Below are 14,878 nucleotides of genomic sequence, written 5' to 3' on the forward strand. Positions count from 1 at the left end.
GTCCGGCGACGGCCACGCTTCACTGGCTGTTGGACGGGCGGACGGGTGACGCCCGGTGGACGGCATGGCTGCTTGCCATCGGCTTGGACATGGGGTTCAAACTTGATCCGCCGAACCCGTATTTACACGACGAGGCGGGCGACAATCGTGCCAAGGGTACGCCACGCGTGGATATCCCTGCACGGTAGCCGGTCTAATTCGCAGCGTATCGTCTACTCGTCCATGCGTCGCGGTTTCACCAACTGGCTGGGTATCCATGCGGCCATCAACCGCCGGTACGCATCCGGGTGAGGTTGACGGCTAAGCTGGCTTGCTGCCTGGTGAGTGGGGTGAGGAGGAGTGCGGCCACGTCTCCCGGCTGTGACTGCCTGATATTTCTTTCTGGCTAAGCCTATTGATGACACACCGGAGATATTCGCCCACCGCACCTTACGAAACACCGGCACACAGACATGGAACGTCTCAAGAACGTGTGAAAGGACCAATGGTGATTCCCGCTCGACCTGTCACAGTGCGCTTGGCGGCGCAAACGGCGTTGTCTGCACCGCGTTATGCGCAGTCTTCCCGGTCGCGTTGTATGCTGAGCCCGGGCAAAACCCCCTGCCTTCCTGCTACGTTACATCGACGCCGCCGTCGGATCGGAATCCAACTCCGCCCGCAGTTTGGCGATCTCCTTCTGCACACTGTCCAAATGTTGTGCAGTACTGTAATACGGTGTGTCACGCCGCCCATGCGCCAAGTCACGATAGTGGATGATCTCCAGCTTCTCGTAATACTCAAGCGCCTTGAGCGGGCTGCGCTTGACTCCCCTGCCATCGCGATACGCGAGCGCGAGCCGGCGGTACAGTGATTCCTCATTCTCCGCGAACCACTGTTGATTGTCATCATCGGTGACTTGGTCGAGAATCTCAAGATACGCTTGTACGGCCACGGTTTCGTTGCGCGGCACACCATATCCGTTGAAGAACATGTCGGCCATCTTGTAGCGCGCTTCAGGGTTGGTGGGGTCAGCGAGATACGCCACGTTATAGCAGGTGCAGGCTTTGCCGTCATCACGCCCGGTCCCGTGGGCGTACTGGTAGCAGTACCCCAGATTCAGCGTGGCACGTATACCGCCACGTTCCGCAGCAGCCTTATAGTATTCGAACGCCTTGGCATAATCCTGCTCGCCGAGCACACCATCGTAATAGTACGAACCAAGCAAGGTCATGGCGCCGGTGACGCTCAGCGACAAATCAGGCAGGTCATCGCCGGAATCCGGCGTGGTGCGAATCACTTCTTCCAATGTGGAACGCACGAAACTCGCCGCCCGTCCGCCGACCACGCTCCCGGCATCCTGCATAATGCGGTGTGCGGTCGGCACGAACAGGTTCTGCACGACCGCCCACACGGGCACCCCGTTCTGCTCGTTGATCTGCTGCTCGATATTCTGCAACGTCTCCACAGTCACCGGCCCCATCTCGTCGTGGCTCAGTGACTCTTCGAAGGACATGTTCTCATCGTCATCGAAATCGTCCATGGTCTTCCCTTTCTCCTGGCTGCATCATGATGCTTTGCATTGCTTCATGCTGCATATCTCGCGGCCCTTCGCCACCAGCTGCCGCGTCTCTTGCGGCATCTGAAATCCTTCTCCTACTCTACGCGAAACGGCGTGACGATTCCAACTTCCGCATGATTGCAAGGCGATACGCCGAATCGACTGCCACCGCGGCAAACTGCGATTGCCCGCGGGCCGTGCAGACGGATGCCAATCGCAATCGCTGTACAGACGGACGACACTCTCCGCCCCCGATGTCAGTCGCCGCCCACTGCCTCTATCACTATCGCTATCGCGCGAGCTCACGCCGAAAGCCGCCGGCGAAGCTCCTTGCCGAACGCCACCAACGCCTTATCACTCCCTGCGGGACCGATCAGACACACGCCGCACGGCAGTCCTTGCGCGGTTGCGATGGGCATATTCAAGGCGGGAAGGCCTCCGATGCCGGCAAGGGACGTCAGACGCATGGTCTGTTTGCGCGTGCGGGCCGCAGTGTCGTGGTCATCTTGTTCCGTGAGGGTCGGGGCGACAGTGGCGGCGGTCGGCATGAGCAGCACCCTGTCGCCCACCAGTGACCTGACCATCGCGCGGGATTGCTCCAACCGTTCCAATCCTCGGCGATATGCGGTCTCGCCGATCAGCGCATCGTTGCGGAAACGCTGGGCGATATCCGGGGCGATTGCGTCGAAATGCCCACGTACCCAGCCGCCGTTGGCTTGCCACGCCTCATAACCGCGTACCACGGAGAAGATGTCAAGAAACCCGTCAAACATGTCGGCATCCAATGTGAGTTCATCCCACGTGTGCGTTCGGGCAAGTCCGTTGGCTGTCATCGCGTTGCGCATCATATCGCAGGAACGCCCGAACGCTTCGGCGACATCCGCATCAACCATCCGGCTGGGCAACACGCAGACCGCCACTTCGCCGGACAATGTCGCCGTGTCCCGGTCAGGCAGCATCGCGTGCGTCACGGCGTCCATGGCCTGTGCGTCGCGGGTCATCCAGCCGACCGTGTCGAATGATCCGGACAGCGGATGCACGCCATCACGGCTGATTCTGCCGTGCGTGGTGCGCAACCCCCACAATCCTTGATATGCGGATGGAATGCGGATCGATCCCGCTGTATCCGTTCCCAAACCGATGGTCGCCTGTGTTGAGGCTACCGCGCTTGCCGGGCCGGAAGACGATCCTCCCGGTACGCGTCCCGGCGCTCTCGGGTTCGGCGGCGTACCGTAATGCGCGTTGGCACCGGCAAGGGAGTATGCGAATTCGTCCGTCTGTGCGATGCCGATGACATCCGCCCCCGCGTCAAGTAGACGTTGGACCGCGGGAGCGGAATGCTCTTGTACGGGCGCTTCGGCCAAATACGTGGGATTGCCTGCCCCGACGCGTTGCCCGGCGACCGCGTACAAATCCTTCACTGCGACACCCATGCCAGACAGCGGACCGAGGCGGGTAGCGGCAATGAGCGGTGTTCCGACGACGCGCCAGACGGTCGGATCAATGGCCCGCGCCCCGGTTGCCATGTGCACGGCGGCGCCATCACCTGCGTGCTGAAGCGATACCCCATGTGATGTCCGGTATGTCATGTCGTTCCTCCCGTCGATCATGCAGCTCGATGATGCAGTTTGACGCCCAACTCACTGCACACGTCCGACCAGCGTTGTGACCGGCCGACGCTGAATCCGGTTGGTGTCGCGTCCGGCTAGTGTCGCGCCGGTCAATGTCGTTCCCCATCGTAGGCGTGCTAGGTCAAGGGCATGTGACGATGTCAAGCCATCGGGAATCAGTGACGCGAGTATACGGTGAAAGTACTCGACAAACGTCGAACATACGCGGCGAACGTATGCGGTACGAGCGTCCGGCTGCTATCGGATACGACAAGATACGACCGATATACAACAAGAGGCTCGCAAGTCGTCGTCGTGACGACTTGCGAGCCTCTCACCGGATTGCCGAATTATCCCGGCGATCCCCGAAGATTCCTATGGTTTCAGGGCATGCGCGTATTCGGCGTGCTCCGGCATCACTCCCATTCGATGGTTGCCGGCGGCTTGCTGGTCACGTCAAGCACCACGCGGTTGATGCCACGGCATTCGTTGGTGATACGCGTGGAGATGGTGGCGAGCACGTCATACGGGACGCGAGACCAGTCGGCGGTCATAGCGTCCTCGGAGCTGACCGGACGCAGCACAATCGGCGAGCCATAGGTGCGTTCGTCACCCTGGACGCCCACGGAATGAACGTCAGCCAAAAGCACAACCGGGCACTGCCAGATATCGCGGTCAAGACCGGCCTTCGACAGTTCCTCGCGGGCGATGGCGTCAGCTTCACGCAGCAAATCGAGCCGTTCGCGGGTGATTTCGCCGATGATGCGGATACCAAGCCCCGGACCGGGGAACGGCTGACGCCAAACGATATCGTCCGGCAGACCAAGCTTGGTGCCGATTGCACGCACCTCATCTTTGAATAAGGTGCGCAGCGGTTCAATCAGCTTGAACTTGATGTCCTTGGGCAGACCGCCGACATTGTGGTGGCTCTTGATGTTGGCCGCACCATCACCGCCGCCGGACTCGACGACATCCGGATACAGGGTGCCCTGCACGAGATACTTCACCTCAGCGCCGTTCTTGCCGGCTTCCTCGATGACCTGACGCTGGGCCTTTTCGAACGTGCGGATGAACTTCTCACCGATGATCTTGCGCTTGCGTTCCGGTTCGGACACGCCCTTGAGCGCGGTGAGGAAGTCCTCGGATGCGTCAACGGCGATGAGCTTGATGCCGGTCGCCTTGACGAAATCATGCTTGACCTGCTCGGCTTCGCCCTTGCGCAGCAGGCCATGGTCCACGAACACGCAGGTCAGCTGATCCCCGATCGCCTTATGCACGAGCGCCGCCGCCACGGCTGAATCCACGCCGCCGGACAGACCGCAGATGACCTGGGCGTCGCCGACCTCTTCACGGATCTTCTTGACCTGATCCTCAATGATGTTCGATGCGTCCCAATCGCGGTCAAGACCGGCGCACTTGTGCAGGAAGGTCTCGATAAGCTCCTGGCCGCGCGGGGTGTGCTTGACTTCAGGATGCCATTGCACGCCGTACAGTTTGCGGGAATCATCCTCCATCGCAGCGACCGGAGCGCCCTCGGTGTGGGCGAGCACCTTGAACCCTTCAGGCGCCTTCTCCACAGCCACGCCATGGCTCATCCACGTGGTCTGCTCGGCAGGGGAACCGGCGAGAATGCCTTCAGTGTCATCAATGCTGGTCTCGGTCTTGCCGTACTCACCGAGCGCCGCCTTATCAACCGTGCCGCCAAGCTCGTATGCCATAACCTGGAAGCCATAGCAGATGCCGAGCACCGGAACGCCGGCTTCGAACACCTTCTTGTCGATGCCGGGGGCTCCGGGCTCGAACACGGACGCCGGGCCGCCAGAAAGGATGATGGCCTTAGGATCCTTGGCAAGCATCTCATCGGCTGACATGGAATGGGGCACAAGCTCGGAATACACGTTGGCTTCACGCACACGACGCGCGATGAGCTGGGCGTACTGTGCGCCGAAATCGACGACGAGTACTGGACCTTTCGCCATAGGTGACTCTCCCTATCTGTATCTTCGACTGATCACAACAACATATATATTGTTGCGTGGCAAGGCGACAACGACGCGGGCGGCGCGGCTGTATCGATGATCATTCGCGGCATCGCGTCGGCGATAGCGCCCGCTATGCGACGGACCAGTCGCATAGCGGCCGGTTATGGTTGGGGTTCAAGCCGCGATGATTACAAAGTGCCGGTCGTGCGATGATGCAGTCGCACGGATGCGGTGTATCCGCCATCGCACGGCAGCCGAACGTGGTAGCCGGCCGGCGTGTGTCCATCCGGTTGCAGGGCAGCCGGTTACCGCTCATCACGCGTCCATCCGGCCATGTACATGCCAGCCATGTGACCATCCAGTCACAAGCGACGCACGGCCACCGCCAAAGACCGACTCTCGCCGCAAGCGAACACGAAAAGAACACGACGAACATCAACACGCCGCCATGTTTTCTAGCGAAATGAACGTGCTGAATGTTCGGCGCCTGCTATATTCCTTGATATTCCGCGGGTTTCGAGATGATGTCACCTCTCATTCACCTTCACATACTCACCATCTCAATCTCACAATACATAAAATAATGGCAACAGTTCCGAACACACATGCAAAAAAACGTGCAAAAGTCGTGTGCCCCACGTACCATGAAACGCGACAGGGAGGGAAGTCTGCGGACTGCAAAGCCCAAAGAGTTCCAGCCCGAACGTAAACAACCAATCGCACGAACAGTGCAGGAGTACAGGAGTACACATGACGAATCCTGTTATTGGCACCCCTTGGAAGAAGCTCGACGCTCCGGTTTCCGAGGAAGCCCTCGAAGGTGTTGACAAGTACTGGCGCACCGCCAACTACCTGTCCATCGGCCAGATCTATCTTCGCAGCAACCCTCTGATGAAGGAGCCGTTCACCCGCGAAGACGTGAAGCATCGTCTCGTCGGTCACTGGGGCACCACCCCGGGCCTGAACTTCCTCATCGGCCACATCAACCGTCTCATCGCCGATCACCAGCAGAACACGGTGATCATCATGGGCCCGGGCCACGGCGGCCCGGCCGGCACCGCTCAGTCCTACCTGGACGGCACCTACACCGAGTACTACCCGAACATCACCAAGGATGAGGCTGGCCTGCAGAAGTTCTTCCGTCAGTTCTCTTACCCGGGCGGCATCCCGTCCCACTTCGCTCCGGAGACTCCGGGTTCCATCCACGAAGGTGGCGAGCTGGGTTACGCCCTGTCCCACGCCTACGGCGCTGTGATGAACAACCCGAGCCTGTTCGTGCCGGCCATCGTCGGCGACGGCGAAGCTGAGACCGGCCCGCTGGCTACCGGCTGGCAGTCCAACAAGCTCATCAACCCGCGCACCGACGGTATCGTGCTGCCGATCCTGCACCTCAACGGCTACAAGATCGCCAACCCGACCATCCTCTCCCGCATCTCCGACGAAGAGCTGCATGAGTTCTTCCACGGCATGGGCTATGAGCCGTACGAGTTCGTCGCTGGCTTCGACGATGAGGACCACATGTCCATCCACCGTCGCTTCGCCGACCTGTTCGAGTCCGTCTTCGACGAGATCTGCGACATCAAGGCCGCGGCTCAGACCGACGACATGACCCGTCCGTTCTACCCGATGATCATCTTCCGCACCCCGAAGGGCTGGACCTGCCCGAAGTTCATCGACGGCAAGAAGACCGAGGGCTCTTGGCGCGCTCACCAGGTGCCGCTGGCTTCCGCTCGCGATACCGAAGAGCACTTCCAGGTGCTCAAGAACTGGCTCGAGTCCTACAAGCCGGAAGAGCTGTTCGACGACAAGGGCGCTGTGCGTCCGGAAGTCACCGCCTTCATGCCGAAGGGCGAGCTGCGCATCGGCCAGAACCCGAACGCCAACGGCGGCCGCATCCGCGAGGAGCTCAACCTGCCGAAGCTCGAGGACTACGAGGTCAAGGAAGTCTCCGAGTACGGCCACGGCTGGGGTCAGCTCGAGGCCACCCGTCGTCTCGGTGTCTACTGCCGCGACATCATCAAGAACAACCCGGATTCGTTCCGTATCTTCGGACCGGACGAGACCGCTTCCAACCGTCTTGCTGCCGCTTATGAAGTGACCAACAAGCAGTGGGATGCCGGCTACCTGTCCGCTCAGGTTGATGAGCACATGGCCGTCACCGGCCAGGTCACCGAGCAGCTTTCCGAGCATCAGATGGAAGGTTTCCTCGAAGGCTACCTGCTCACCGGCCGTCACGGCATCTGGAGCTCCTACGAGTCCTTCGTGCACGTGATCGACTCCATGCTGAACCAGCACGCAAAGTGGCTCGAGGCAACGGTTCGTGAGATCCCGTGGCGCAAGCCGATCTCCTCCATGAACCTGCTGGTCTCCTCCCACGTGTGGCGTCAGGATCACAACGGCTTCTCCCATCAGGATCCGGGTGTGACCTCCGTGCTGCTGAACAAGTGCTTCAACAACGACCACGTGATTGGCATCTACTTCCCGGTTGATTCCAACATGCTGCTGGCCGTCGCCGAGAAGTGCTTCAAGTCCACCAACATGATCAACGCGATCATCGCCGGCAAGCAGCCGGCCGCCACCTGGCTGTCCCTCGACGAGGCTCGTGCCGAGCTCGAGAAGGGTGCTGCCGAGTGGAAGTGGGCTTCCAACGTCAAGTCCAACGACGAGGCCGACATCGTCCTCGCTTCCGTCGGCGACGTTCCGACCCAGGAGATCATGGCTGCTGCCGACAAGCTCAACAAGCTCGGCATCAAGTTCAAGGTCGTCAACGTGGTGGATCTGGTCAAGCTCCAGTCTGCCAAGGAGAACAACGAGGCGCTCACCGATGAGGAGTTCGCTGACCTGTTCACCACCGACAAGCCGGTCCTGTTCGCCTACCACTCCTATGCCCGCGACGTGCGCGGCCTGATCTACGATCGCCCGAACCACGACAACTTCAACGTTCACGGCTACGAAGAGCAGGGCTCCACCACCACGCCGTACGACATGGTGCGCGTCAACAACATCGACCGCTACGAGCTGACCGCTGAGGCTCTGCGCATGGTTGATACCGACAAGTACGCCGCTGAGATCGACAAGCTGGAGGCCTTCCGCGACGAAGCCTTCCAGTTCGCGGTCGACAAGGGCTACGATCATCCGGATTACACCGACTGGGTGTGGCCGGGCGTGAACACCGCCAAGCAGGGCGCCGTCACCGCCACCGCCGCAACCGCTGGCGACAACGAGTGATTGAAGCGTCGCAAGACGCATGAGGCATAAGCCTTAAGCTCAGGAGGGGCATCGGGAACAACATCCCGGTGCCCCTCCTGCCGTAATGTCGGGGGAATCGCAGACAACATCGGAAAAGACAGACCGATATTATCCGTTTTCTCAGGCTCACCGTGTTACGCATGCCGCGACATACACAACCGGCAAGAACACGGGGAATGATGGCAGATACTCCGGCATCTGCCATGTTGAGCATGCCGGGGCATACGTAAGATACCGGACACACAACACCAAGCAACTCTCCCCCTAGGCATCCGTCGTGTTACGCATGCAGTGATATACGCGACACAGCAGAGCATACTCATGGATGGCATCGTGCACAGACTACGGGACCTTGCAGTCACTCGATGACGCATGTATCCGTTACCTGCCACAATTCGCCTACCGTTTACCCGATGTTGGTCCTCCAAGTCGCCGATGATATAATGATGCAGCTTCTGCTATACACAGCACATTGGAAGAGAGCCCGCCGTCATGGATGACGCATCAGAGAATACCATTCCGCCCCAGCAATACTCGCCGACCAGTCCTTCGGCACCGGTTACCGCTCCGGACACCGCCGGCGCCACGCCACCGGACAGACAAGACTGGGTGCAGGAGACCGGTAAGACAACAAAAGAGAAGATTCTGAATGCCAGATTCGACTTCAGCGAGACATTCACCCTTGTCTTCGCTGTGCTGGTCGGTATGCTCAGTGTCATCATGCCCATCATCGCCATCGTTCCGGCGATTCTCATCGGAGGCTTTGATTTCCCGATGAGCGAGTGGCGGGTGCTTGACCGCTTCTATTACATCTGCGCACTGTTGTGCGTGCCCATGCTCACGGTAACAGCGGTGATGTGCTGCGCCTTGCTGCGAGACGGCTTCCAGCACAAGTCCGAAACCGGGCCCAATCTGCGACCCTTCGAAGCTGTGATAGCCATCCTGGTCATTGTTGCCGCGCTCATCGCCTCTACACATTTCTTCTTCATTCCTGCGGTCAAGGACATACCTTACGTCGGCAATCCTGAACAGGTCACACTGACCAACATCAGCACGTCCAGACAAGAGGGATATGATGTGAATTGTGGCAACTATGGATGCCATAGAACCTTCTACCATGTTGTAGGGACGGACGCGAATGGTAAGCAGGAGGACGTGGAGGTCGACAAGGCGCTATATTACCGATGCGACGGCTCCGCTCACACGGTGAAAGGCGGCAAACTCATCATCTCCCGGCTGCCGAATACGCACCTTGAAATCTCATACTCCTGTCCGTATGTCGACAGCCCGCTGAGGCAGTGACACAGACAGCTCCTCTTTCGACACAGTGATATACCGCGAAACGCAACGACCGTACAATAGAACGGAACAGTTCACGTCCAAGCCTCGTGCATAGACGCGCGACGGCCTGAATCAAGGAGCAGTATGTCGGAACGAGTGATTTATATCGCAAGCCCAGAAGGCGGCAATGGCCGCAACGTCGTGGCGTACGGGGTGCTTGACGCCCTGACCGCCGTGGCACGCACCGGGGTGTTCCGCCCGATCGCATGTCGAAAAAGCCCCATCACGCAGTCCCTTGTCGAAGCGTCGAATGCGGGTCAGAGCCTTGAGGATGTGCGCGGAGTATGCCCCAAGTATGCACGCGAGCACCCGCAGTGCGTCCGCCCCGACATCGTCTCCGCCTACTACGACACTGTGAAAGCCAGCGACGCGGAAGCCATGGTCATCGTCGGCACCGACGCCTCCCACGTGTTCAATCCGCACAGCTTCGAACTTGACGTCGATATCGCCGCCGACCTCAAATCCCCGGTGTTCCTGGCGGTGTGCACTATGCGACGCAATGGCGAGGAAGTGCTCGCGACCGTCGAATCCTGCCGTCAGGCGATCGAACACGGCGGCTCGGCCGTCGTCGGTGTCTTCGTGACCGGCTGCACGCCCGAGAAAGCGGCGGATGCGCGTCAGGCCTTGTCCGAGCTCGATATTCCGGTGTGGACGATTCCCGCGGTCGATTTCCCCGATCCCGAGCATGACGATGCCGCAGAGCGCGCGCTCAAAGCATTCCGCGACAACGCTCCCGCCGACGAGGTGCGTGCGGCAATCAACACGCCCTTCTCCCCTGCCACCACGCCATACGCGTTCCAGAACAAACTGCTGCATGGTGCCAAGGAGTCCGGCGCGACCATCGTACTGCCGGAAGGCGAAGAATGCCGTATTCTCGAGGCCGCGGATTATCTGCTCGAACGCGAGGTCGTCGACCTGCTGATTCTCGGCGAACGCGATGACATCCTCAAGCATGGCGACGAACTCGGACTCAAACACCTGTCCAAGGCACACTTCCAGAGCATGAACGATGAAACCGTTCTCGCCCCGATGATTGACAAGCTGTGCGAGCTGCGGGCCAAGAAAGGCATGACACCTGATAAGGCGCGCGAGCAGCTCAAGGATCCGAGCTATTTCGGCACGATGCTTGTCGTGCTCGGCAAGGCAGACGGGCTGGTGTCCGGCTCAGTCAACTCCACAGCGAACACCGTGCGGCCAGCCTTGCAGGTCATCAAGACCAAGCCAGGCAATTCGCTGGTGTCCGGCGCGTTCCTCATGTGCTTCAAGACGCATGTCGCCGTCTTCGCGGACGTGGCAATCACACCGAATCCGGATGCCCGTCAACTCGCAGAAATCGCCATCGAATCGGCGCGCACGGCCAAAAGTCTCGGCATCGCGCCACGGGTGGGCATGCTGTCGTATTCGACGCTCGGCTCGGGCAAGGGGCCGGACGTCGACTTGGTCGAGGAAGCCACCGCATTGGTGCATGAACAGCAGCCGGATTTGCCCCTGGTCGGGCCAATCCAGTTCGATGCCGCGTGGGAGCCGGAGGTGGCTGCAACCAAGGCGCCTGGCAACCCGGTCGCCGGGCACGTCAGCGTGTTCGTCTTCCCGGACCTGAGCGCCGGCAATATCGGGTACAAGGCAGTCCAGCGTGCGTCGGGCGCCCGCGCAATCGGGCCAGTGCTGCAGGGCCTCAACCGACCGGTCAACGACCTGTCTCGCGGCGCGACCGTCCAGGATATCATCAACACCATCGCATTGACGGCGTTGCAGACGAAAGAAAACTGACCGCGGGCGGGCTGGACCGGAGCCGGAGCTGCCGGGCAAGCCCTGTGACGAGGGGCGTACGCTCATGGATTCGCCATGGCGTACGCCCCGATTTGTAGCCGCTCACGAGTAAAGTCAGCAATGGTAGCCGTGCAAAACCGCACGGATCGTACACAACAATGGAGGATGCCCACTATGGCGAAAACCGTCCTTGTCATCAATTCGGGTTCCAGCTCGATCAAGTACCAGCTGGTCGACCTCGAGACCGGTGAAGGTCTCGCTTCCGGCCTCGTTGAGAAGATCGGCGAGCCGACCGACGGCCATTACAAGCACGAGTACAACGGTGAGAAGCATGAGCTCGAAGAGCCCATCCACGATCATGAGCAGGGCCTGAAGCGTGTCCTCGGCTTCTTCGAGCAGTACGGCCCGAAGCTGTCCGAGGCTGGCATCGTGGCTGTCGGTCACCGCGTGGTCCAGGGCGGCTACATCTTCCCGAAGCCGGCGCTCGTCACCGACAAGACCATCAACCAGGTCAAGGATCTCGCCGTGCTCGCCCCGCTGCACAACGGCCCGGAGGCCAAGGGCGCTGAAGTCATGCGTCAGCTGCTGCCTGACGTGCCGCAGGTCTTCGTGTTCGATTCCTCCTTCTTCTTCCAGCTGCCGGCCGAGGCCAGCACCTACGCGCTGAACAAGGACATCGCCGAGCAGTACCACATCCGCCGCTACGGCGCTCACGGCACCTCCCACGAGTATGTCGGCTCCGTCGTCCCGGATATCATCGGCAAGCCCGCTGAAGGCCTCAAGCAGATCGTCCTGCATATCGGCAACGGCGCTTCTGCCTCCGCCCAGATCTCCGGCAAGCCGATCGACACCTCCATGGGTCTGACCCCGCTCGAGGGCCTCATGATGGGCGGCCGTACCGGCGATATCGACCCGGCTGCCGTCTTCCACCTGATTCGCAACGCCCACATGAGCGTGGACGAGCTGGACACCCTGTTCAACAAGCGTTCCGGCCTGACCGGCATGTGCGGCCACGCCGATATGCGTGAGGTCCACAAGCTCGTCGCCGCCGGCGACAAGGATGCCAAGCTCGCGCTCGACGTGTACGTGCACCGCATCATCAAGTACGTGGGCGACTTCACCGCTCAGATGGGTGGCGTCGACGTGATCACCTTCACCGCCGGTGTCGGCGAGAACGACGAAATCGTGCGCAAGATGGTGTGCGATCGTCTCGCCCCGTTCGGTGTCAAGCTCGACGAGGAGAAGAACAATACGCGTTCCAAGCAGCCGCGCGTCATCTCCACGCCGGACAGCTCCGTGGTCATCGCCGTCGTGCCGACCAACGAGGAGCTCGCCATCGCCCGCAAGTCCGCGACCATCGCCGCGGAGGGCAAGGACTCCTATGGCAACGAGTTCACCCGCTGAATACGCCAGTCAGTTTGACCGGCTGGTCAATGACACAGTCGGTAACCGCTGAACGTTGGCACAGTTGAGGGGCTGTGAGGATGCGCAGAAACATCCTCACAGCCCCTCATTCGTATATACTTGCGTGTCACAATCAGGTGCGTGGTGCCTTCCTTTGCACCCCCAGCGGATCCCATCTCTGTTTCTGCCGACGCTGAGCGGACTGTCAGCGTCGGCAGAAACAGAGATGGGAGCAATCACAAGCAATACGGCGCGATCACACAATCCCAGTTGCCACAACAGCGATGACGCGAATCAGTGTTGCGCGAGCATATCCGACCACATGCCGGGGAAATCGGGAATCGTCTTGCGTGTGGTCGCGATGTTGCGAATTTCGATGCCTGGCACGGCGAGCCCGATCATGGCGGCGAAGGTCGCCATACGGTGGTCGGCGTAGCTTTCCATGACCGCAGCGTGCAGTGAAGCGCGCGGGACAGGTTCGATGGCAAGCCCGTCAGGCAGCTCCTCGGCTTTTCCGCCGATCCGCTTGATTTCGGTGACCAACGCGGCCAAACGATTGGTCTCATGGCCGCGCAGATGCCCGATGCCATGCAGCGCTGACGGCGTGTCGGCGAGCGCGGCCGCGGCGGCGATGCTCGGGGCGATCTCCCCCGCGGCGGACATGTCGTAATCTCCAAGCCCGTGGATGGTGCCGTTGCCGGTCAAGGTCAGTGTTCCCGACCGGTGGGTGTATGCGTGTGGTTGGGTTTGGGCTTGACGCATGGCTTCGTCGAATGGTGTGCCGTCGAGGGTGATGCTCGCGCCCATATGTTGCAGGATTCCGGGCAGCAGTCCCCCGGGCTGGGTGGTGATATACGGCCAGTTCGGTATGGACACGCTGCCGGAAGCGATCATCGCCGCCTCGAGGAAGGGCGCGGCATTGGACAGGTCCGGTTCGACGGTGACGTCCGCAGGCAGTGCAAGCTGCGCGGGATCCACGATCCAGTGTCCCGGCTCGGGCATGCTGATATGCCCACCCGCGGCTTCGACATCATGCATGGTCATGCGGATATGCGGCATGCTGGGCAGGTGTTCGCCGGTGTGGGCGAGGTCAAGCCCGCCGGGGAGCCGCGAACCGATCAGCAGCAGCCCGGAGATGAACTGGGAGGATGATGACGAGTCGATGGCGACATGCCGACGCTGGCCGTCGATATGCGCATGCTGTGGCGGGGTGATGGTGAACGGCAATCGTCCGGGCTCCCCCTCGTAGGCGATTGTCGCGCCGAGTTGCTCGAGACCGTCGAGGATTGGCCCCATCGGCCGCTGATAGGCTTGCTCGTCCCCGTCAAAGCGGACCGGACCGTCGGCGAACAGGACGAGGCCGGGCACGAAACGCATCACCGTGCCGGCGAGCCCGCAATACACGGTATCCGAACCGTGGAACCGCCCGCCGGCCGGGGGCGTCACCGTCACCGTGGTCTCGGTGTCTGGATTCGCCTCGCAATGCACACCGAGCGTGCGCAGTGCGTCCATCATGAGTTCGGTGTCTCGTGAACGCAGCAATCCGTGCAGCGTGACCGGCTTCGTGCCAAGCGCGGCGAGGATGAGGAAACGGTTGGACAGCGATTTGCTGCCCGGAATGGTCACAGTCGCGTTAAGCGGACGGCTCGCCACCGGCGCGGGCCAAGGGTCGGGATATGCGTGTTCGGTCATGGTCACCATAGTATCCGAAACGCCGCATCTGGCGACGCCTCATCACAGCATATGGGAGAAAAGTCTGCGAGACAAGCCAGTGCAGACAGAACGGAAGGGCGGCGGGAATGACAATGCAATAACGGTGGAACTCCGGCGAAATGGCGATGGAATAACAGTGTCGTGTCGTACTCGTCTTGGCTTTAGGTATAATGGGTGATTGTGCCGTTTGACACATCGGGCTGTAGCGCAGTTTGGTAGCGCGCCTGCTTTGGGAGCAGGATGTCGCAGGTTCGAATCCTGTCAGCCCGACC

At 60.7% G+C, this 14,878-nt stretch carries 9 protein-coding genes and 1 tRNA gene; 6 read left to right on the plus strand and 4 right to left on the minus strand.

Going from position 1 to position 14,878, the window contains the following annotated elements; genetic code table 11:
* Positions 1-188 (plus strand): hypothetical protein (locus tag BBOU_RS09280; protein WP_035142618.1); only part of this gene is annotated, 188 nt, incomplete at its 5' end.
* 428 nt (positions 189-616) lie between these two features.
* On the opposite strand, the gene BBOU_RS01445 is transcribed toward BBOU_RS09280, so the two are convergent.
* The 3 genes from BBOU_RS01445 to guaA form a co-directional block, all read right to left on the minus strand.
* Positions 617-1,519: a tetratricopeptide repeat protein gene (locus BBOU_RS01445; protein ID WP_026502449.1), complete on the minus strand. Its 903-nt coding sequence runs from the start codon at positions 1,517-1,519 to the stop codon at positions 617-619.
* A gap of 320 nt (positions 1,520-1,839) precedes the next feature.
* Positions 1,840-3,063, minus strand: a complete 1,224-nt coding sequence (locus BBOU_RS01450; RefSeq protein ID WP_033490630.1) for an amidase family protein — start codon at positions 3,061-3,063, stop codon at positions 1,840-1,842.
* 500 nt (positions 3,064-3,563) lie between these two features.
* Positions 3,564-5,126 (minus strand): glutamine-hydrolyzing GMP synthase, encoded by a 1,563-nt coding sequence (guaA, locus tag BBOU_RS01455; protein ID WP_026502450.1) that lies wholly within the window; start codon positions 5,124-5,126, stop codon positions 3,564-3,566.
* 753 nt (positions 5,127-5,879) lie between these two features.
* Here guaA and BBOU_RS01465 point away from each other — a divergent pair.
* The 4 genes from BBOU_RS01465 (at position 5,880) to BBOU_RS01480 (ending at position 12,893) form a co-directional block, all read left to right on the plus strand.
* On the plus strand, positions 5,880-8,357 hold the full coding sequence (locus BBOU_RS01465; protein WP_026502452.1) for a phosphoketolase: 2,478 nt from the start codon (positions 5,880-5,882) through the stop codon (positions 8,355-8,357).
* Positions 8,358-8,870: 513 nt separating this feature from the next.
* The gene (locus BBOU_RS01470; RefSeq protein WP_026502453.1) at positions 8,871-9,680 is read left to right on the plus strand and encodes a hypothetical protein; all 810 of its coding nucleotides are present in this window, start codon (positions 8,871-8,873) and stop codon (positions 9,678-9,680) included.
* Positions 9,681-9,803: 123 nt separating this feature from the next.
* Positions 9,804-11,489 (plus strand): phosphate acetyltransferase, encoded by a 1,686-nt coding sequence (gene pta, locus BBOU_RS01475; protein ID WP_026502454.1) that lies wholly within the window; start codon positions 9,804-9,806, stop codon positions 11,487-11,489.
* 174 nt (positions 11,490-11,663) lie between these two features.
* On the plus strand, positions 11,664-12,893 hold the full coding sequence (locus BBOU_RS01480; protein ID WP_015450420.1) for an acetate/propionate family kinase: 1,230 nt from the start codon (positions 11,664-11,666) through the stop codon (positions 12,891-12,893).
* Positions 12,894-13,187: 294 nt separating this feature from the next.
* Here the strand turns inward: BBOU_RS01480 and aroA are convergent, their stop codons facing one another.
* The gene (gene aroA, locus BBOU_RS01485) at positions 13,188-14,585 is read right to left on the minus strand and encodes a 3-phosphoshikimate 1-carboxyvinyltransferase (protein WP_026502455.1); all 1,398 of its coding nucleotides are present in this window, start codon (positions 14,583-14,585) and stop codon (positions 13,188-13,190) included.
* 217 nt (positions 14,586-14,802) lie between these two features.
* Here aroA and BBOU_RS01490 point away from each other — a divergent pair.
* A tRNA-Pro gene (locus tag BBOU_RS01490) sits at positions 14,803-14,876 on the plus strand.
* Positions 14,877-14,878 lie beyond the last annotated feature (2 nt).

Source organism: Bifidobacterium boum, assembly GCF_000741535.1.
GTDB classification, from domain to species: domain Bacteria; phylum Actinomycetota; class Actinomycetes; order Actinomycetales; family Bifidobacteriaceae; genus Bifidobacterium; species Bifidobacterium boum.